Origin of the sequence: Altererythrobacter sp. B11, assembly GCF_003569745.1 — a bacterium.
In the GTDB taxonomy this organism is placed as follows: Bacteria; Pseudomonadota; Alphaproteobacteria; order Sphingomonadales; family Sphingomonadaceae; genus Croceibacterium_C.
Window position 1 is genome coordinate 1,723,830 of sequence record NZ_AP018498.1, and the last position, 19,942, is coordinate 1,743,771.

Annotated in this window: 14 protein-coding genes; 10 read left to right on the top strand and 4 right to left on the bottom strand. The window is 66.2% G+C overall.

The features are described 5' to 3' along the window. Nucleotides 1-61 precede the first annotated feature (61 nt). Entirely contained in the window at nucleotides 62-610 is a 549-nt protein-coding gene (gene thpR / locus AEB_RS08335; protein ID WP_119084538.1) for an RNA 2',3'-cyclic phosphodiesterase, read from the bottom strand. 233 nt (nucleotides 611-843) lie between these two features. Beyond that, on the bottom strand, nucleotides 844-2,415 hold the full coding sequence (locus AEB_RS08340; RefSeq protein ID WP_119082776.1) for a YadA-like family protein: 1,572 nt from the start codon (nucleotides 2,413-2,415) through the stop codon (nucleotides 844-846). Nucleotides 2,416-3,160: 745 nt separating this feature from the next. On the opposite strand from AEB_RS08340, the gene uvrA reads away from it, so the two are divergent. From uvrA to AEB_RS08395, 10 genes are all read left to right on the top strand, one after another. Next, nucleotides 3,161-6,058 (top strand): excinuclease ABC subunit UvrA, encoded by a 2,898-nt coding sequence (uvrA, locus tag AEB_RS08350; protein WP_119082778.1) that lies wholly within the window; start codon nucleotides 3,161-3,163, stop codon nucleotides 6,056-6,058. Nucleotides 6,059-6,739: 681 nt separating this feature from the next. Continuing rightward, a complete protein-coding gene (locus AEB_RS08355; protein WP_119082779.1) occupies nucleotides 6,740-7,045 on the top strand; it encodes a hypothetical protein in 306 nt (101 codons plus the stop codon). 604 nt (nucleotides 7,046-7,649) lie between these two features. Then, the gene (locus AEB_RS08360) at nucleotides 7,650-8,372 is read left to right on the top strand and encodes a hypothetical protein (protein ID WP_119082780.1); all 723 of its coding nucleotides are present in this window, start codon (nucleotides 7,650-7,652) and stop codon (nucleotides 8,370-8,372) included. 296 nt (nucleotides 8,373-8,668) lie between these two features. Then, nucleotides 8,669-9,505 (top strand): hypothetical protein, encoded by an 837-nt coding sequence (locus AEB_RS18270; RefSeq protein ID WP_188115290.1) that lies wholly within the window; start codon nucleotides 8,669-8,671, stop codon nucleotides 9,503-9,505. 183 nt (nucleotides 9,506-9,688) lie between these two features. Continuing rightward, nucleotides 9,689-10,474, top strand: coding sequence for a glutathione S-transferase family protein (locus AEB_RS08370; protein ID WP_119082781.1), 786 nt, complete (start codon nucleotides 9,689-9,691; stop codon nucleotides 10,472-10,474). After that, complete coding sequence (locus AEB_RS08375; RefSeq protein WP_119082782.1) at nucleotides 10,471-11,181, top strand: glutathione S-transferase family protein; 711 nt, start codon at nucleotides 10,471-10,473, stop codon at nucleotides 11,179-11,181. Before AEB_RS08370 ends, AEB_RS08375 begins: the two co-directional genes overlap by 4 nt. 116 nt (nucleotides 11,182-11,297) lie before the next feature. Continuing rightward, the gene (locus tag AEB_RS08380) at nucleotides 11,298-13,742 is read left to right on the top strand and encodes a TonB-dependent receptor (protein WP_172593031.1); all 2,445 of its coding nucleotides are present in this window, start codon (nucleotides 11,298-11,300) and stop codon (nucleotides 13,740-13,742) included. A gap of 61 nt (nucleotides 13,743-13,803) precedes the next feature. After that, nucleotides 13,804-15,225: an MFS transporter gene (locus AEB_RS08385; RefSeq protein WP_119082784.1), complete on the top strand. Its 1,422-nt coding sequence runs from the start codon at nucleotides 13,804-13,806 to the stop codon at nucleotides 15,223-15,225. Between the two features lie 22 nt (nucleotides 15,226-15,247). Continuing rightward, nucleotides 15,248-16,237, top strand: a complete 990-nt coding sequence (locus AEB_RS08390; RefSeq protein WP_119082785.1) for a hypothetical protein — start codon at nucleotides 15,248-15,250, stop codon at nucleotides 16,235-16,237. A gap of 31 nt (nucleotides 16,238-16,268) precedes the next feature. Then, on the top strand, nucleotides 16,269-17,912 hold the full coding sequence (locus AEB_RS08395) for an MFS transporter (RefSeq protein WP_119082786.1): 1,644 nt from the start codon (nucleotides 16,269-16,271) through the stop codon (nucleotides 17,910-17,912). Between the two features lie 46 nt (nucleotides 17,913-17,958). Here the strand turns inward: AEB_RS08395 and AEB_RS08400 are convergent, their stop codons facing one another. After that, nucleotides 17,959-18,999 carry a hypothetical protein gene (locus tag AEB_RS08400; protein WP_145985281.1) on the bottom strand — a complete coding sequence of 347 codons (1,041 nt, stop codon included), beginning with the start codon at nucleotides 18,997-18,999 and terminating at the stop codon, nucleotides 17,959-17,961. Nucleotides 19,000-19,028: 29 nt separating this feature from the next. Then, nucleotides 19,029-19,940 (bottom strand): SDR family NAD(P)-dependent oxidoreductase, encoded by a 912-nt coding sequence (locus AEB_RS08405; RefSeq protein ID WP_119082788.1) that lies wholly within the window; start codon nucleotides 19,938-19,940, stop codon nucleotides 19,029-19,031. Nucleotides 19,941-19,942 lie beyond the last annotated feature (2 nt).

Here is a 19,942-nt window from a genome sequence, read left to right on the forward strand (position 1 = left end):
CTAGCCGCGCGGACCCGTCGCCGCAGCAGCAGCGCTGGAGCGGTCCCAAAATTGGACGGTGCTACCCCTCCGCGCCGCCGCGCAGGGGAAAGCGCAGCAGCGGTTCGTAATGCGATCCGCCCTGGCCCATCAGGCTTTCGTAGAGGATGAACTCGCGCACTTCGAACGGCGCGCTGTGCAGCATGGCGTGCTGCGCCAGCCAGCCGGCAATCGGCCCGCTCGAACTGTTGAGCCGCGCCAGCGTGACATGCGGCGTGAAGCGGCGTCGCTCCGGCGGCAGGCCCGCACTGCGGCAGGCGCGCTCCACCCGGCGCTGCAGCACCGCCAGCGCGGGGGAGGGCGCGATGCCGGCCCACAGGGCATGGACCCGCCGCTTGTGTTCGAAATGGCCCACGCCGGTGATTTCCAGCGTGAAGGGCGGTGCCTGCAACTGCTCCAGCGCGGCGGCCAGATCCTCCGCCTCGCGGGCACCGACTTCGCCCATGAAGCGCAGCGTCAGGTGCAGCTGGTCCTCATCCTGCCAGCGCGCATTCTCCACCCCTTCCATCGTGTCGATCAGCGCATCGCGCACGGAGGCGGACGGACGAATGGCGGCGAACAGGCGGGGCATGGGCAGAGGATAGGCATGGACGCCGGGCAGGCAAGCACCGGAAGGCAAAGCGTGGCGACCATGTGCCCGTCACCCCGGGCTTGACCCGGGGTCTCGCGCTGCCCGTCGAGGCAGGGTGGCTCCGCAAGGCAGCGGGGCCCCGGCTCGGGGGCCGGGGCGACGAGGTGGGGGTAGTCGACAGGCGAAGGGCCGCGGCGCAACGCACCGCGGCCCCCGCCCCGGAGAACCGGCGATCAGAAGCTGAAGCCAGCCCCGGCGGTGAAGCCGCCATTGCCATGGGTATCCATGGTGGCCCCCGCCTTGGCCACCACGCGGCCTTCGCTGAAGGCGGTGGAGGCGCCGAGGGCGAAGGCCGTCTGCCCGCGATAATGGCCGATCGCGCCGCCAACCATCGCCCGCTCGGGATCCAGCGTCTGCGGAATGCCAGCCATGGCCAGCGCGCTGGCGGTGCCGGAATAGGCGTCACGGCGCAGATCGGCGAGGTCGAAGCCCACCTGTGCGATGCGCTGGTCGGTGTAATCCATCGACGTCGCCATGGCGGCATCCAGTCCGCTTTGCATCTGGCCCAGATTCACCGCGTCAGTCGCCAGCGTGCCGTTGGCGACGTTGTGCAGCGCCACCGGTGCGCCGCCATCCGCGCCGACCAGCGCCACGTCATTGGTGATCGTGCCGCCATTGCTGACATTCGGATTGGCGGGATCGGAATATTGCACCGCCACCACCGTGCTGCCGGCCAGATTGTTGTTGATCGTGTCGATGTCGGCCGTGTTCTGGTCGATATCGGCGCGGTTGGCGGCCACGGCCTGATTGGTCGCATAAAGCTGCCCGCCATTCACCGCATCGGTGGAATCGGCCGCCAGCGTGCCGGGGGCCACATTGGTGAGGCGCACCGGCGCCGCCACCGCGCCACGCATGGCGACGGTGTTGGTGGGCACCGCGCTGGGCACGGTGGCATCGGCGTCGGTGACATAGCCCACCGGTGAATTGGCGACCTGCTGCTGCAGCACGTCGATATCCGCCTCGTTCGCGGTCACCCGCACATTGGTGGCGTAAAGCTGCGATCCGTTCACCGCTTCGGTGGAGGTATCGGCCAGCGTGCCGTCGGCCACGTTGGAGATGGTGGTGCCGGTCGTGCCGCCCAGCGTCACCGATGCCAGCGATGCATCGTCATAGGCCACGGCATTGCCCGCCACCGGGTCGATCGCCGCGATGGCGCTGGAGTTGGCGATCACGCGCTGGTTCACGTCGAACAATTGCGCGCCGTTCACCGCATCGGTGGATGTGGTGTTGAGCGCGCCCGGCGCCACATTGGTCAGCCTGGTGCCGCCGGCCCCGCCCAGAGTGGCGGTGGCCTGCGTGGCATCGTCATATTGCACGGCTGCGTCCGCCAGCGCGTCCACCGCATCCAGCGCGCCTTGCACCTGGCCCACGGTGGCGGCATCGGTGGCGGCGGTGCCGGGGGCGATATTGGTCAGCTGCCGCTCCGCGCCCGGCGCGCCGAAGGAAACCTCGCCGGCAGAGCTGTAGGTTCCGGCAAGGCCGGGTGCGGCATAGCCGGTCTGTGCCCCGCGCGCGGCGGTGGAGCCGGTGCCCAGTGCCACGCTATTGGCCGCAGTCACGCTGGCATCGGTGCCGATGGCGACGGAGGCGGGGGCAGTGCCCGTCACTGTGGCGTTGTTGCCCAGGGCGATGGAATTGACATCGGCGGCGGAAGGCGCCGCCCCGTCGGCCCCCAGGCCGGTGATCTGGTTGCCGCCGATGGCGAGGCCGCCTTCGGCATCGAGCTGGAAGCCGTCTGCCGTCACGTTGCAGCTGTCGGAGGCGCCAACGACATTGCCGTCGGTATCCAGGATCTGCAGATTGATCGGGTCGCCCTGGGCCGCGTCGGCGAGAATGGAGTCCAGATCGAGATCAAGATCGGTGATGTCCGCCAGTGGCGCAAGCAGCAGCGTGACTGTCGTCAGTCCATTTTACGGTCGTTTCGGTTTGTTCGACGATCGGCTGATTTACGGCGCCGATAACTTCCGTGATTGCGGAGCGGGGCAAGGTTATTCCCGTGCACAGGTCCACCGCCGGTTGCAGCGCCTGAGCCTGCACGGGGGCGGTGAGCGCTGGCGCCGTTATTCCCCCTGCTGCGACCGAGAGCAGCAGGGCCTTGCGGACGGTGTTCCTCATGTAGTCTCGCATGTGATCATCTCCGTAACCTCCCGTCCGTGAAGGATTTTTTTGTTCTGTGCGGGTGAAAACAGAGCTGATCGGTTAACAAATTGTTAACGCAAAGTTATCAGGAAATACGGTCGAAATATTAAGTATAAATGTGTAATAACCTAGGTTATTTTCTTTATAGCACTAAAAAGAACAAGGTGCTGGAACAGATGCAGAAGTGGGGTGTTTGGTTCTGTTAAGCTTCGCGGCGGCAGGCATTCGTTTTGCGCTGCAACGCCGGGCAAACCGCCCCTTCCATTGTGCGCCGCACATTCCCACATGCACCCCGCGGCGGTTCGTCCCGCCTCTTGACCGCCACGAACATTTGCGGAACATCCTGCCTTTATGAGTCTGACAAAAATTTCCGTCCGCGGCGCGCGGGAGCATAATCTCAAGGGCGTGGACATCGATCTGCCACGCGACTCGCTGATCGTGATCACCGGCCTCTCGGGCTCCGGCAAGTCGAGTCTCGCCTTCGATACGATCTATGCCGAAGGGCAGCGGCGCTATGTGGAAAGCCTTTCCGCCTATGCGCGCCAGTTCCTGGAAATGATGCAGAAGCCCGATGTCGAGCATATCGAGGGGCTCTCCCCCGCGATCTCGATCGAGCAGAAGACGACGAGCCGCAACCCGCGCTCCACCGTGGCCACCGTCACCGAGATCTATGACTACATGCGCCTGCTGTGGGCGCGGGTGGGCATACCCTACAGCCCGGCCACCGGCCTGCCGATCGAGGCGCAGACCGTCTCCAACATGGTAGACCGGGTGATGGCGCTGCCCGAAGGCACGCGGCTCTACCTGCTCGCCCCCGTGGTGCGCGGGCGCAAGGGTGAATACCGCAAGGAACTGGCCGAATGGCAGAAGGCCGGCTTCACCCGCGTGCGCATCGACGGCGAGATCTACGAGATCCAGGACGCGCCCGCGCTCGACAAGAAATACAAGCACGACATCGAAGTGGTGGTGGACCGCCTCGCCGTGCGCGAGGGGATCGAGACGCGGCTGGCCGACAGCTTCGAAACCGCGCTCAAGCTGGCCGAGGGGCTCGCCTATGCGGACCTGGCCGACGGCGTGGTGCCGGGGCGCGAGGGGGAAGGGCAGGGCACCAATCTGAAGGGCGCCGGCGTCCCCGCCAACCGCATCGTGTTCAGCGAAAAATTCGCCTGCCCGGTCAGCGGCTTCACCATCGAGGAGATCGAGCCGCGGCTGTTCTCCTTCAACGCGCCGCAGGGCGCCTGCCCCACCTGCGACGGGCTGGGGGAGAAGCAGCTGTTCGATCCGCAGCTGGTGGTCCCGAACGAGGAGCTGAGCCTGAAGAAGGGCGCCGTGGTGCCCTGGGCCAAGAGCAACCCGCCCTCACCCTATTACATGCAGGTGCTCTCGAGCCTGGCCAAGGCCTATGACTTCAGCCTGGAAACGCCGTGGAAGGATCTGGCGGCGGACCAGCAGACCATCATCCTCCACGGTACCGGCGGCATGGCGGTGGACCTCACCTTCAAGGACGGGCGCAAGGAATACACCGTGCGCAAGGCCTTCGAAGGGGTGATCGGCAATCTCAACCGCCGCATGCAGCAGACGGACAGCGCCTGGATGCGCGAGGAACTGGCCAGGTTCCAGACCGCGCAGCCCTGCGAGACGTGCCATGGCGCGCGCCTCAATCCCAAGGCGCTGGCGGTGAAGGTGGCGGGCGAGGATATCGCCACGCCGGTGCGCTTCTCCGTCACCAACGCGCTGCAATGGTTCACCGATCTGCCGGAGCGGCTGAACGACCAGCAGAACCAGATCGCCCGCGCCATCCTCAAGGAGATCGTGGAGCGGCTGGGCTTCCTCAACAATGTCGGGCTCGATTACCTCAATCTCGACCGCACCAGCGGCACGCTGAGCGGCGGGGAGAGCCAGCGCATCCGCCTCGCCAGCCAGATCGGCAGCGGGCTGTCGGGCGTGCTCTATGTGCTGGACGAGCCGAGCATCGGCCTGCACCAGCGGGATAACGACCGGCTGCTGGTCACGCTCAAGCGGCTGCGCGATCTCGGCAATACGGTGATCGTGGTGGAGCATGACGAGGATGCGATCCGCGCGGCGGATTATATCGTCGATCTCGGCCCCGGCGCCGGCGTGCATGGCGGCGAAGTGGTGGCCGAAGGCGATCTCAAGGCGATCCTGAAATCGAAGAAGAGCCTCACCGCCGCCTATCTCAACGGCACCCGCGAAATCGAGGTGCCGGCGAAGCGCCGCAAGGGCAATGGCAAGAAGCTGACGGTGCATGGCGCGCGGGCCAACAACCTCAAGGGCGTCACCGCCTCCATCCCGCTCGGCACCTTCTGCTGCATCACCGGCGTCTCCGGCTCGGGCAAGTCCAGCTTCACCATCGACACGCTCTATGCCGGCGCCGCGCGCACGCTCAACGGCGCGCGGGTGATCGCCGGGCCGCATGACCGGATCACCGGCCTCGAACATTGCGACAAGGTGATCGAGATCGACCAGTCGCCCATCGGCCGCACCCCGCGCAGCAACCCGGCCACCTACACCGGCGCCTTCACCCAGATCCGCGACTGGTTCGCCGGCCTGCCGGAGGCGCAGGCGCGCGGCTACAAGGCGGGGCGCTTCAGCTTCAACGTCAAGGGCGGCCGGTGCGAGGCGTGCCAGGGCGACGGCCTGATCAAGATCGAAATGCACTTCCTGCCCGATGTCTATGTCACGTGCGAGGAATGCCACGGCAAGCGCTACAACCGCGAAACGCTGGAGGTGAAGTTCAAGGGCATGAGCATCGCCGACGTGCTCGACATGACGATCGAGGATGCGGAGGAGTTCTTCAAGGCCGTGCCCCCCATCCGCGACCGGATGCATATGCTGAACGAGGTCGGCCTCGGCTATGTGAAGGTGGGCCAGCAGGCCACCACGCTTTCGGGCGGGGAGGCGCAGCGGGTGAAGCTCGCCAAGGAACTCAGCCGCCGCTCCACCGGGCAGACGCTCTATATCCTCGACGAGCCGACCACCGGCCTGCATTTCGAGGATGTGCGCAAGCTGCTGGAAGTGCTGCAGCGGCTGGTGGACCAGGGCAACAGCGTGGTGGTGATCGAACACAATCTGGATGTCATCAAGGTGGCGGACTGGATCGTGGACCTCGGCCCCGAAGGCGGCGTGCGCGGCGGCGAAATCGTCGCCGAAGGCACCCCCGAACAAGTGGTGCAGGAACCGCGCAGCTTCACCGGGCACTATCTCAAGCCCCTGCTCAAGGCCGGCTGACCAGGGCGCGGCTCCTTCGACAGGCTCAGGATGGGCGGGGGAGGGGTGGGCGCGCCCGCTCCACAGGCTCAGCATGAGCGGCTGCCGGCTCCCCTTCGTCATTCCCGCGCAGGCGGGAATCCAGTGCGGCCCAGTGCGGTGGAGCGCGCATCCTTGGGCAAGGCTCAGGATGAGCGGGGGAAGGGCGCCCCTACCCTCGTCATTCCCGCGCAGGCGGGAATCCAGTGCGGCCCAGTGCGGTGGAGCGCGCGTCCTTCGGCAAGCTCAGGATGAGCGGACCGGGCGTGGGCGATCTGGGAATGGAGTGACTCGGAAGCGGGGGGAGGCCACGGCGCGGGATTCCCGCCTGCGCGGGAATGACGGAAAAGGTGGGCCGCTCCCGCTCCCATCCCCAAACCCGTTCATCCTGAGCTTGTCGAAGCCCGCTCATCCTGAGCCTGTCGAAGGATGCGCACGAGGCCGGCTGGATTCCCGCCTACGCGGGAATGACGAAGGAGGGGGTCGCACCCCACACCCACACCAAGCCCCACACCCCTACACCGCTCATCCTGAGCCTGTCGAAGGATGCGCGCCAACCCAACCCAACCACCCAACACCCACAAGCGCCCCGCCAGCGCGCTAAACCAAATCCTTACCCCTCGCCGCCATCCTGCGGAGGCAGCGCAGGGCAGGGAGGCACAGGTGCAGCAGGTTCCGAAATGGCTGTTTCCGGTGCTGTTCGCCGTCGTCGGCGTGCCGCTGATCCTGTGGGACGCGGGGCGAACCAGCGGGCAGCTGGACGCGCTCGACAGCCGGGAGACCCGTGAAGCCAACTGCCGCCGCAAGCTCGGCCCGCTCGGCCTGTCCGGTTCGGAGGCCGACAATCTGTGCCGCTGCGTCGTCGCCGAGGCCGAAGCGCGCGGCGTCACCACCGCCTATGGCGGCTATGACAAGGCCACGCTCGCCCCCGTGCTGCAGCTTTGTGCCGAGGCTCACGGTATTCGGTGAGGGGGGTGGAGTCGGTGCCCCATTTCTCCATCCCATCGGTTCGCTGTTCTTCGCCCCGGTTCTGCATGAGACGATCACCGGATCTGTTCAGACCGGACCGAAGAATTCATCTGGGGACCCGCAGAAAAGCCCCCGCCGAAGCGGGGGTAAGGTGTTGATAAAAAGCCGAGGTGGACCTCAAGGCGAGCGAATGAACCAGACCGTCACGCTGGATAGGAGCGCCAGTGTGCGCGGACGTGTTCAACACGTCCAAAGCGCAGACGGCAGTAGGAGCAAACCCATACCATCGCATTTTCCTTGCGTTGGGACGGCAGAAATGCGATTCACTTCTTTCCACAGAGTTCTCGCATGGGCGGCTACCGTCCTGGGGAATGGAGGCCCGGCCGCTTGGTCGGGCCTTTTTCGTTCCGGCTATCGTTACCGGCTCCGTTTACACATCCAACATTGCACGCACCGCCTTCCTGCCGGTCCCTTCCTGGACTCGGCGGGACGGTTTCAGCACACCCCACTCCGATCGTCAACCCGCTAACCGTCACGTTAGCGGGTGTTTTGTTGACAACCCCGGTTTGCGGGTGCAAAAGCGAGTTAGTTAGGAGGAAACTGTATGTCGCGGATGAGGAGTCCCAATTTCCCGGCGTTGTCACTGGAAGATGCAGTGAAGGCGGTGGAGGCTATTTATGACAAGAACCGCAAGGTGCTTATCACGCGAGAAGATGCGGCCAAGGACATTGGGTACACCGGCCTCACCGGTCGCTCGATGCAGGTTCTAGGTTCCCTTGTGCAGTATGACCTGCTTGAAAATACTTCCAAGGGAGAGTGTCGCGTTACGCAGATCGCGGAGGATATTCTGCACGGCTTTCCTGATAGCAAGAAGAAGGACGCTTTGCGTAAGGCGGGGCACGCGCCAGCGCTGTTCCAGTCCGTGTTCGATCGGTTTGACGGGGAGATACCAGGAGAGAATGCCGTTCGCTCTTTTCTAATTCAGAGCGGCTTCACCAATGATGGGGCGGACAAGGCTCTGAAAAACTTTCTCGCCACTAACCGCTACTTGGAGATGAATGGTGTTTTCGAGAGTGTTGCCAATGAGGTCCATGCCGATGCAGATTTGGCTCCTAAAACGGACAATCCGGGGGAAAAGCCAGCGGAGCACGATCAGGAAAGCAAGAATCTGACGGGGATCGGCGCTGCCGTATTTTGGAATAAGGGGGACTTAGACTTCAATCTATCATCTGCCGGTTTGGCAGTGACGGGAGCCACCAATTCGGCGTCCGAACTCACGGCGTTTATCGCTAAACTGGAGGCACTTGTCGCGCTGCTGCCCGAGTAAGAAGCGGAGCATTGATGAGATCGTCCGGCCTCAGCGAGGGGCTTTAGTTTGGATGGTCCCACAGTTGTGCAGGTGTACAGGTCCTTTTATGTTATCCTATTCGGTCTCTGTTGCTCAGCACGCTGGAAGAGTAGCGGAAAACATCTCGCCAGCATCGTGTGCGAACGCGCCACATCTTCCATAGCATCCATCTTGGCGCTGGTAGCCCCGTCCTAGTCCATTCGTACCTCACACTTCCCTACACCCCCGCATCCATGCCTCACTCCGGTTCCCTGCATCCGCTTCACAGGTGAACCATGTCCGATCTCTCTCCCGCCGCCCATCCTGTCGTTCCCGCCGGCGTCGCTGACTGCGCGGCTGAACCCGCGCTCCACGCCGATCCCGCGCCCGCGGCTCCGCCGCTGTTTTCTGCGCGGCGGCAGGTGTTGTTTTGCGAGAGTCTGGCGCAGTGCGGCAATGTCCGCGTCGCGTGCGAGGCGGCGGGGGTTTCGCCGCAGACGGCCTATCGCGCGCGGCGGGCCTCGGTCGATTTCGCGCGGCTGTGGGATGCGGCGCTGGTGCTCGCCCGCGCCCATGCCGAGGCGGTGCTGGCCGAGCGCGCTCTGAACGGCGTGGAGGAGGCGGTGTTCTATCATGGCGAGGAGGTCGCTACCCGCCGCCGCTATGACGGGCGCCTGCTGCTGGCGCATCTCGCCCGGCTGGACCGGCGGGCGGAGCAGGCCGATGCCGCGCTGTCCGAAGAGCATTTCGATGCGGCGCTGGCGGCGCTGGAACAGGGGGAGGCGCTGCCCGAGCCGCGTGTCGCTCCGGTGCGCGCCGCCGCTGCCGCCCCGGCCGTCTCTGCCGCGCCTGCGCCCGCGGCGGCCGCGCTGCCCGGCGGGCGGTCGCTCGCCGATTTCGCCGCTTTCGCCGCTGCCTTTGGCGAGGAGGAGTCCGGCGCCATGCGCGGGGGCCAGCCGATCCCGGCCTTCGAGCGGCGGCTGCTGGCGATGGAGGCGGCGCGGCCCGAGGATGCGCCCTCGCTCCATTCGCTGGGCAACGATATCGGCGAGGTGGAAGCGCTGCAGCTGGAAGCCTTCGAGGCGGGCGAGCCCGAATGGTGGCTGGTCGCGCCGGAGCGGGGCTATTACTGAGCATGAACCCTGTTCCAGCGTGTTCCAGCGCGGGGAAGTCCGGGCTGTCTCGCGACCTTTTTGACTCTGCAAAAATAGCTTATTGACGGTGTCAATATAGGGGTGTAGCACCCTCCTCAGACATCCCGGAAAGCGGATGCGCCGGAACCGGATAAGCCGGGACGGCAGAGGGGGAGGGTGCCGATGCTCGAGGTCTATACCTGGGAGCCGAACGCCAATTCGGGAAAGCCCCTGCTGTGCCTGCACGAAAAGGGGGTGCCGTTCACGCATCGCTATATCGACATGGGGCAGATGGAGCAGTTCTCCCCGGAATTCCTGGCGATCAACCCGGACGGCACGATCCCCGCCGTGGTGCATGACGGCTTCGTGATGACCGAAAGCACCCCGGCGATGGAATATATCGACGATGCCTTCGCCGGCCCCGCGCTGCGCCCGGCGGACCCCACCGCGCGGTGGCGGATGCGGCAGGTGATGCGGTATATGGACAATGTCGTGGCCCCGTGCCTCGCCATGCTGGCTTCCAACCGCCTCGCCGCCCCGCGCTATGTCGCGGTGGACGAGGCGGAGAAGCGGCGGCAGCTGGCGAAGATCCCGCTGCCGGAACGGCGCGCGGCGTGGGAAAAGCTGATGTTCGGCAAGACGCCGCAGGCCGATCTCGACGAATCCGCCCGCCGCGTCTCCGCCAGCTTCGCCTGGTTCGAGAATCTGCTGGCGCAGGGCGGGCCCTGGCTGGCGGGGGCAGAGTTTTCGCTGGCGGACATCAATGTGATGGCCACCTTCTACCACCTCCCCCAATCCTGGCCGGAGGAAGTGAACGACAGGCTCCGCCCCGCGCTGATGGACTGGCTGCGGCGGTGCCATGCGCGGGAGGGGCTGCAGAAGGGCTTCGCCACCGGGCGCGGCTTCGTCACCGCCCGCGCGGCGGAAGTGCGGCAGATGCTCGGCGTGGCCGAGGCGGTGGCGGCATGATCGCGCTGTATCACGGCGGGCCGGCGGGCCATTCGGCGGCGGTGCTGATCGTGCTGGCGGAGAAGGGGGCGGACTATGAATCCCGCCCGCTCGACCTCGCCGGCTTCGAACAGCATGGCGAGGAATTGCTGGCGCTCAACCACGCGGGGCAGGTGCCGGTGCTGGTGGCCGATGGCGCGGTGCTGACCGAGAGCTTCTTCATCCTGCAATGGATCGACGAGTGCTTTCCCCATCCGCCGCTGGGCGGGGCCGATCCGCGGGCGCGCTATCAGGTGAATCGCTGGGGCAAATATGTGGAGACGCATATCGCCCCGCAGCTCGCCATCCTGCGCTGGGCGGTGCTGGGCGATGGCACGCCTCCGCCCTTACTGGCGCGGCTGCCGGAGGAGCGGCGGGCGCTGTGGCAGGCGGCGCTGGCGGGCTTTGGCGAGGATGCCGTGGCGGGGGCGCGGGCGGCGCTGGACAAGGCGGCGGCGCGCATTGCCGATGCGGTGGCGGATGGCGGCTGGCTGGCGGGGGCAGACTGCACGCTCGCCGATCTCGCCGTCTATCCCCATGCCGCGCAGTTTTCCGCGCTCGATATCGCGCTGCCCGATGCGGCGCAGCGCTGGCTGGATCGCGTCGCCGCCCGCCCCGCGGTGCGCGCGGCGGCGGGCGAGCTGGCAATGGTTCCGACAATGGGCCCCGAAGCGGGCCGTTGGGGGTGATGGTCGCACGATGAAGGTGCCGCAGTCCGGATGAACCGGGCGCGGCGGGAGGCCCTGCGGGGCAGTGGGGAGAGGATCTGGAGATGAAGACCGTATCGCGTGCGGGCGGGAAGCCCGTGACCAAGCTTTTCGCGCGGGCCAGCGGGCTTGCGCTGGTGGCCGCCCTGCTGGCTCCGGCCGGCGCTCAGGCACAGGATGCCGGGCAGGAGACCGACCGGCAGGAACGGGCGCAGGAACGCCGGGCGGAGCTCCCGGAAATCGTGGTGACCGCGCAGTTCCGCGAACAGGCGCTGCAGGATGTGCCGATCGCGATTTCTGCAGTGAACAGCGAGGAGCTGGAACAGCGCAGCGTCCGCACCGTGCTGGACATCGCCGAAAGCGTGCCGAATGTGGAGATGACCAGCGGCGGCTCCGGCTATGGGGCCAACACCAACCAGGCCTTTATCCGCGGCCTGGGGCAGCTGGACTTCCTCACCACCTTCGAACCGCGCGTCGGCTTCTATGTGGACGATGTTTATTACGCCACCACCTACGGCTCGGTGTTCGACGTCGCGGATCTGGAGCGGGTGGAGGTGCTGCGCGGGCCGCAGGGCACGCTGTTCGGGCGCAATTCGGTGGGCGGGGCGATCCGGCTCATTTCCAAGAAGCCGCGCGGCGACAACAGCGGATCGGTGGAGATCACCGCCGGCAGCCGCAACCGCTATCAGCTGCGCGGGATCTACGATCTCGGGATCAGCCAGGGCCTCGCCCTGCGCGTGGTCGGCAGCGCCAAGGGGCAGAACGGGCAGGTGACGCGGCTGGATTACCGCTGCGTCTATCCGCAATATGGCAATGCCAATGTCGGCGGAGTGGGGCAGGGCCCGGTCAACGGTGACAGCTGCAAGAAGGGCACGCTGGGCGGCGGCGACAGCCACGCCTTCAAGGGCACGCTGGGCTGGGAGCCGACGAGCGCGGTACAGGTCTATCTCTCCGGCGACTATACCAAGGAGAAGTCCGACGCTTCGGCCGAAGTGATCCTGGATGTGCAAAGCTCCCGCGTGAACCCGGAAACGGGCGTGATCGGCGGCGGCTCGATCCCGGCGGCGGGGGTGAACACCAACGGCATCGCCAACTGGCTGCGCGGGCTCGGCACCAGCTATTACGGCTTCGACGTCTCCACGCTGGAGAAGCTGCAGACGGTGATCAATTCCTTCGAAAGCACCGGCCGCTATTCCACCTTCGCCCGTTATGGCAACGAACGCACCGGCTTCTACAACCCCTCGCTGGGCGAGATGGAAGCCTATGGCGGATCGCTGACGGTGGAGGCGGATCTCGCCGCGCAACTGCATGTCACCTCGATCACCGCCTATCGCCGCTATGATGGCGATTTCGGCCAGAGCCTGCTGGCGGTGCCGACCGAGGAAGTGCGCAATTCGCTCAACCATCGGCAGTTCAGCCAGGAACTGCGCCTGCTCGGCTCCGCGCTCGACAATGTGGTCGATTACACGCTCGGCGCTTACTACCTCGATACGCGCACGCTCAACGGCGCGCGGGTGCAGACGGAAGGCTTCATCCCATCTCCGCTGGACTTCTTCAGCGACGACCGGGCGACGCTGCGCAGCTGGGCGCTGTTCGGCGCGGTGGACATCCGCCCGATCGAGCGGCTGACCATCTCGGCCGGCCTGCGCTATTCGAACGAGAAGAAGACCTACACCTTCGATCGCGACTATTCGCCTTCCGGCCTCAGCGTGCTGAACTTCGTGGCGCCGGGGACGAACAAGGACGACCGCTTCAACCCCCGCGTGTCGGTGACCTATGAGCTGACGGACGACATCAACGTCTATGGTTCCTATGCCACCGGGTTCACCGCCTCGGCCTTCAACGCGCGGCCGTTCGGCGCCAGCGGCATCTTCGCCCTGAAGCCGGAGGAGGTGACCGCCTACGAACTCGGCGTGAAGAGCAACCTGCTGGGCAATATGCTGCGGCTGAATGCGGCGGCCTTCCTGACGAAGTTCGATGCCATCGTGGGCACGCTGCGCGATCCCACGATCCGCAACGGCGGCTGCGTGCCCTTCTGCAACGAGAACGTGGGCAATGCGGACATCAAGGGCTTCGAAGTGGAGGCCGTGGCGCGGCCGGCGGCTGGCCTGATGCTCTCCGCCAATGCCGGATACACGGATTTCCAATACAAGAAGCTGCTCGCCACCACGCAGGGCCTTACCCTCGACAGCCCGCAGCAGCGGGTGCCGAAATGGAACCTCTCGGGCGCGATCCAGTATGAAGCGCCGCTGGGGCCGGACCAGTATCTGACGCCGCGGATCGATGTCAGCTACCGCTCCGACATCTATTTCTCCAACGATTTGCGGGCCGTATCCTCCGTCCAGCCCGGCTATGCGCTGGTCAACCTGCGGCTGACCTACAACAATGAAGATATGGGCTTCTCCATCGCGGGCGCGGTGACAAACCTGTTCGATGAATATTACCTTACGGCTATAACCGACCAGAGGGAGAGCTTCGGCTTCCTCAGCGCCACGGTCGGTCGGCCGCGGGAATGGTCACTTACGCTGCGCAAGGAATTCTGAGCGTGGCCCGGCACAGGGCGCCCGCATCGAACGGGCGCCCGCGCCAAAGGGGAGGTATGCAATGGGTACGATAGCCGGTGAAGACGATCTGGGGATTCCGCCGACTGTCCCGCCCGCGGGGCAGGGGCCGGAAACCGCCATGCCCATGGATGTCTTCCAGGCCTATCCGCCCCCGCGGGAGGCCTGGTACACTGTGGGCGTGCTGGCGCTGGCCACCACCTTCGCCATGCTGGACCAGGGCATCCTGGGCCTGCTGATCCAGCGGATCATCGAGGATTTCAGCCTCACCGACACGCAGGCCAGCCTGCTGCTCGGCCCGGCCTTCGCCTTCGTCTATGTGGTGGTGGGCATCCCGCTGTCGCCGCTGATCGACCGCTGGACCCGCAAGAAGATCATCGCCATCGGCATCACCGTGTGGAGCCTCGCCACCGCCGCCTGCGGCCTGGCGGGGAATTTCATCCAGCTGTTCACCGCGCGGATGGTGGTGGGCGCGGGCGAGGCGGTGAACGGGCCGACGGCCTACTCGATCGTATCCGACTGCTTCTCGCGCAAGGATCTGCCCAAGGCGATCTATGGCCTGCAGATCGGCTCCGTCGCCGGCAGCGGCCTGTCGCTGCTGCTGGGCGGGGCGATGATCTATATCATCACCACGCTGGGCACGCCCACGCTGCCCTTCGTCGGCACGCTGCGTCCATGGCAGACGGTGATGATGGCGGTGGGCCTGCCGGGCCTGCTCGTGGCGCTGCTGCTGCTGACCGTGAAGGAACCGGCGCGCCGCACCTTCCGCGCCGATGTGTCAAAGGTGCCGGTGGTGGGCGCGGTCAAATATATGTGGCTGCACTTCGCCGTGTTCGGCCCGCTGTTCGTGGGCCTTACGCTGGGGGCGCTGGATGGCGGGGGGCGCGCCTGGGGCGCGGCCTTCTTCGAACGGACCTATGGCTGGCAGCCTTCCACCTATGGCCTCGCCGCCGGCGTGGTTTCGATCGTCGCCATGCTGGGCGGGCTGTTCATCGGTTCGCGCTGGGTGGACCGGATGCAGGCGGCGGGGATGGTCGATGCGCCGTTCCGGGTGATCGTCTATACCCGCATGCTCAACATCCCCTTCGCCATCGCCATGCCGCTGATGCCCACGCCGGAACTGGCGCTGGCCTGCAATGCGGTGGGCTTCCTGACGCTGGGCATGAGCGGGCCGATGCTCAATGCGGTGATGCTTATCGTCACGCCCAATCAGATCCGCGGGCAGGTGATGGCCTTGTATCTCTTCATCTTCACGGTGGTGGGGCAGGGCCTTTCGCCGGTGATCACGGGGGCGACGACAGATTACCTCTTCACCTCGCCCGAAGATCTGCGGTGGTCGATCATGCTGCTGCATCTGGTGTTCCTGCCCGCCGCCCTTGTCGTCACCCTGGTGGGCTGGAAGCCCTATCGCGAGGCGGTGCAGCGGCTGAATGACGATGACGCGCGAACCGGCGCGAACAACTGAGATAAAAAGGGGAGAGCTTCCGATGATCGCAAGACTGTTCGCCGCGCTGGGCGCAATCGCCGGCCCGTGTCTGGCGCTGCTGGTGGCCGTTCCGGCGGCGGCGCAGCCCCAACCCGCACCGATCCCGTGCGAGCGCGCCTGCATGGAGCAGATGGCGGGGCAGTTCCTGGATGCGCTGGCGGCGCGGGATTCCTCTCGCCTGCCGCTGGCCGAGGATGCCCGCTATACCGAAAACGGCCAGGCGATGGGCTTCGACAACGGCATGTGGCAGACGGCCAGCAAGGTCGGCGCCTATCGCCATGTCTTTGCCGATCCCGAAAGCGGCCAGTTCGGCGTGTTCTCCACCATGGATGAGAACGGCCATGGGCTGACGCTGGGCGCGCGGGTGAAGTTGCATCTCGGGCAGATCAGCGAGGTGGAACTCGTTACCTATCGCACCGGCGCGGGGCCGGCGTGGAACGATGCCGGCTATGCCTATCTGGAAAAGCTCAAGACGCCCAAGGCCCTGTGGATGGACGAGCCCAAGCCGGCGCAAAGGCTGACCCGGCAGGAACTGGTGGCTGCGGCGAACAATTACTTCAGCGCGATCGAGAACAATGACGGCAAGGGATATTATCCCTTCACCGAGGATTGCGACCGGCTGGAAAACGGGATGCTGACCACCAACAATCCCGGCATCGTGAAGATGGGCGGGGTCGATATCGGCGGCATGGGCTGCAAGGCGCAGTTCTCCACCGGCCTCTATGGCGTGGTGACCGAGGTGCATGACCGGCGCTTCCCGATCGTGGATGTGGAACGGCAGGCGGTGATGGGCTTCGCCGTGTTCGACCATTGCGGCTGCAAGCGGGAACTGACCACGCCCGATGGCCAGAAGGTGGCCGTGAGCATGTTCAACAAGCCTTCCAGCATCCTACTGGCCGAAGCCTTCAAGCTGAAGGGCGGCCAGATCCAGCAGGTGGAAGCTGTGGGCACCAGCGTTCCTTATCATTCCGATCCGGGCTGGAGCCGCTGATCCCGGACAGGCACGGGCGGGACGGGCCGGCATGAAGGAACGCGCATCCGGCGCCCGGGGGCCGGGCACCTGGGCGCCGCTGCGGCACCGGGTGTTCATGGCGATCTGGCTCGCCAGCATCTTCAGCTCGATCGGCAGCCAGCTGCAGCAGGTTGGCGCCGCCTGGCTGATGACCTCGCTGGCGCCATCGCCCGAAATGGTGGCGCTGGTCACGGCGCTGTCCACCCTGCCGATCCTGCTGTTCTCGCTGCCGGCCGGGGCGCTGGCCGATATTCTGGACCGGCGGCTGGTGCTGTTCGGCGCGCAGATCCTGATGTTCTGCGCTTCCGCCGTGCTCGCTGCGCTGGCCTTCGCGGGCCTTGTCACGCCGGTGCTGCTGCTGCTGCTGACCTTTCTCGTGGGTTCGGGGCAGGCGATCATGGCGCCCGCCTGGCAGTCCACCGTGGGCGATCTCGTCCCGCGGGAAGAGGTGCCCCATGCGGTGGGCCTCAACATCATGGCCTTCAACATCGCCCGAACGATCGGGCCGGCCATCGGCGGGGTGCTGGTGGCGGCGGCGGGCAGCCGGGTGAATTTCGCGCTGAACGCGGTGAGCTATCTTGGCCTGATCGCCGTCCTCATCGCCTGGCGTCCGCCCCGGCGGAAGACGCTGGCGGCGGATTCGGTGCTGGCGGCGATCCATGACGGGGTCACCTATGCGCTGCATTCCACGCCGGTGCGGCGGGTCATCCTGCGGGCCATGGCCTTCGGCTTCTGCTCCGCGATCGTCGTCGCGCTGATGGCGCTGGTCGCGCGCGACCTGCTCCACGAAGGCGCACCGGTGTTCGGCCTGCTGATGGGTTGCATGGGGCTGGGCGCGGTGAGCGGCGCGGCGCTGCTCGGGCGCCTGCGGCAGGTTCTCTCCAGCGAAGGGTTGATCCGCGCCGCCATTGTGGTGACGTCGGCCTCGCTCGCGCTCATCGGATTCTCGCGTCTGTTGCCGCTTACCTGTCTGGCGCTGTTCTGCGTGGGCGGGGGGATGGTGCTGGGGCTCTCCACCTTCAACGTGGCGGTGCAGATGAACGTGCCGCGCTGGGTTTCCGGCCGGGCGCTGGCGCTGTATCAAATGTTCGCCTTCGGCGGCATGTCCGCGGGCGCGTGGTTCTGGGGCCGGGTGGGGGAGAGCGTGGGCATCGGCTCCACCTATCCCATCTGCGCCGCAGTGCTCTTCACCACGCTGCTGCTCGCCTGGCGCTTCCCCGTGGAGGAGGTCGCGTCGAGCGCGCTGACCGCCGCCCCGCAGGAGCGGGATGAGAGCCTGCCGCAGGCGCCCTCGGGCGTGGGCGTGGTGGTGGTGATCGAGTACAATGTCCCCCCCGCGGAGCAGGAGCGGTTCCTCGCCGCCGTTGCCGCCCGCCAGCGCATCCGCATGCGCGATGGCGCCCGGCGGGTCACGCTGCTGCAGGACGCGGCCGAGGCGGGTTTCTGGGCCGAGCGGTTCCAGGTGCGCAGCTGGGCCGAATATCTTCGTCAGCGCGAACGGCGCACGCTGGAAGCGAAGGAATATGACGATGTTCTGGCGGAGTGCCACCGCGGCGAGGTGCCTCCGGTGACGCGCTTCTATTTCGAACGCCGGATACGGTCCGATCAGGGACCGGACAGCGGAGAGGTGATCGTCTCCTATCCGCTGGGGTGAAGGGCGGGCCGGTCGGCTCCCAAGGACCGGCCCGCCTTTCATCTGCTCAATTGGGGTCGGCGTGGGTCCAACCGTCATTGGTGCCATAGGGAATGGTCACGAAGGGAAACGCCTCGACTTCGTAGATCTTCCCGTCGCGGATGCCGAAGGTTTCCATGGTGGTGAGGTTCAGCACCATCCCGGCGCCATCCTGCGGGCGCGGCAGCCCGCCTTCCACCGTTTCGCGCACGCCGTCATGCACGAAGAAGGGGAAGGTGGCGACCAGCCCCTTCTGCTCGTCCACCACCAGCGCGCGATGCGGCCAGATGCGCTTGATCCCGCCGAACACGCCGGTGTCCACCTGTTCCTTGCACGTCATGGTGGACAGCTTGATGAAGAAGCGGCCCATCTCCGTATTGGGGTCCGGCAGGCGCGGCGTGGGCGAAGCGCGGCCCGGCTGCTTGTTGTTGACCGTCTGATAGCCCTGTTCGTACCGCACGCACTCGTCGGCGAAGGGCGCGATCGACCCATCCTCGCCGGTCAGCGCATCGAAATAGCTCTCGGCCGCATAGGTCAGGAACTCGCGGCTCATCCGCTTGTCCTTCGGCACATCGGCCAGCAGGGTGGGCCGCGGCGTGGTGAGCAGCTCCATCGCTTCGGGGGCGACGTTGCGGTCGTAGAAATGCTCCGCCTCGGTGATCATGTTGCGCTCCACCCGCAGGCGGATGGCGACCATGGCGGTGCGGCCGTCGATATTCATCACGCTCTGCACCGCCACCTGGCCCTGGACGGGATCAGCCACGGTGATGCGAAAGCTCGTCGGCTCCATCCGGGCGCGCCAGAACAGGCCGGTGCCGATGCTGATCTTGCCCGTGTTCTCGGTGGCGATCACCTGCTCGGCGAGCGGGAGTGAGGACATGTCCTTGCTCTGCAGCGCCGCCAGATAGCCGTCCATGATGCCGACCAGGCAGGCGCGGTCGCAGGGCTTCACATTGGCGGGATCCCATGGCTGCTTGTACCACGGCTTGTCCGCCGCCTGCCCCGGGCTCGCGGCGGCAAGCCCGAGCGCCAGAGCCATGCCGATCCCGGCGAGCAATCTCGTTTTCATTTCTCTCTCCCCTGCTGTGTCGGGCCCCTTCAGGGGGCCTCGCGATAGATCGGGCTGCCCACCAGCCCCGGTATCAGTTCCAGCGCCGTGCGCTCCCGCTCGCTGTCTTCGCCCAGCGCACGCAGCATCGCCTGGAAGCGGTCCACGATGCCGGGGCGGAATTCGGGCGCCGTAAAGATGTAGAGCGCATTGTCGCGGATGCCCTGCAGCACCATTTCGCCCGCTTCCTCTGGCGTGGCGGTGAGGCGGCCCAGGCGTTCGCGGTCCGCCTCGCTGAGGTTGAAGCGCGGCGGCGGCCCCTTTGCTTCCGCGCCTTCCGCTGCGAAGCGGGCGGGGCGGGTCTTCTCATATTCGCGGATGTTGCTGCGCACGCCGCCGGGGCAGAAGGCCGACACGCCGATCCCTTCCGGCGCCAGCTCCGCGCGCAGGGCTTCGGACAAGCCGACCACCGCGAATTTTGTCGCCACATAGAGCCCCGCCTGGCTGTATTGCAGCACGCCGGCCATGCTCGCCGTGTTGACGATATGGCCGCCTTCGCCATGTGCACGAATGCGCGGCAGCAGGGCATGGATGCCGTTGAAGACACCGTTGAGATTGACGTCCACCGCCCAGTCCCAATCGGCATAGTCGGCGTTGCCGAGGCTCTTGAGGATGCCGATGCCGGCGTTGTTGCACAGCACATGCAGCCGCCCGCAGCGAGCTTCCACCTCATCCGCCGCGGCGGCATAGGCCTGCCGGTTGGTGACATCGAGCAGCATGGCCTCGACCCGGCCGGCAAGGCCCGCGGCAGCGAGTTCCTCCTGAGCCTGATCGAGATGGTCCTGCCGGATGTCGGCAATGCAGACCTTCATTCCGACCTGCGCGAAGGCCTTCGCCATGCCGAGCCCGATCCCGCTGGCGCCGCCGGTGATGAAGGCGCCCTTTCCGGCCAGATCCCGCATGG

Bases quoted from the DNA above. Each gene is read 5' to 3' on its own strand.
- AEB_RS08400 (WP_145985281.1), bottom strand. From the start codon at position 18,999: ATGAAAACGAGATTGCTCGCCGGGATCGGCATGGCTCTGGCGCTCGGG.
- uvrA (WP_119082778.1), top strand. From the start codon at position 3,161: ATGAGTCTGACAAAAATTTCCGTCCGCGGCGCGCGGGAGCATAATCTC.
- AEB_RS08385 (WP_119082784.1), top strand. From the start codon at position 13,804: ATGGGTACGATAGCCGGTGAAGACGATCTGGGGATTCCGCCGACTGTC.
- AEB_RS08360 (WP_119082780.1), top strand. From the start codon at position 7,650: ATGTCGCGGATGAGGAGTCCCAATTTCCCGGCGTTGTCACTGGAAGAT.
- AEB_RS08395 (WP_119082786.1), top strand. From the start codon at position 16,269: ATGAAGGAACGCGCATCCGGCGCCCGGGGGCCGGGCACCTGGGCGCCG.
- AEB_RS08375 (WP_119082782.1), top strand. From the start codon at position 10,471: ATGATCGCGCTGTATCACGGCGGGCCGGCGGGCCATTCGGCGGCGGTG.
- AEB_RS18270 (WP_188115290.1), top strand. From the start codon at position 8,669: ATGTCCGATCTCTCTCCCGCCGCCCATCCTGTCGTTCCCGCCGGCGTC.
- thpR (WP_119084538.1), bottom strand. From the start codon at position 610: ATGCCCCGCCTGTTCGCCGCCATTCGTCCGTCCGCCTCCGTGCGCGAT.
- AEB_RS08370 (WP_119082781.1), top strand. From the start codon at position 9,689: ATGCTCGAGGTCTATACCTGGGAGCCGAACGCCAATTCGGGAAAGCCC.
- AEB_RS08405 (WP_119082788.1), bottom strand. From the start codon at position 19,940: ATGCGGGATCTGGCCGGAAAGGGCGCCTTCATCACCGGCGGCGCCAGC.
- AEB_RS08390 (WP_119082785.1), top strand. From the start codon at position 15,248: ATGATCGCAAGACTGTTCGCCGCGCTGGGCGCAATCGCCGGCCCGTGT.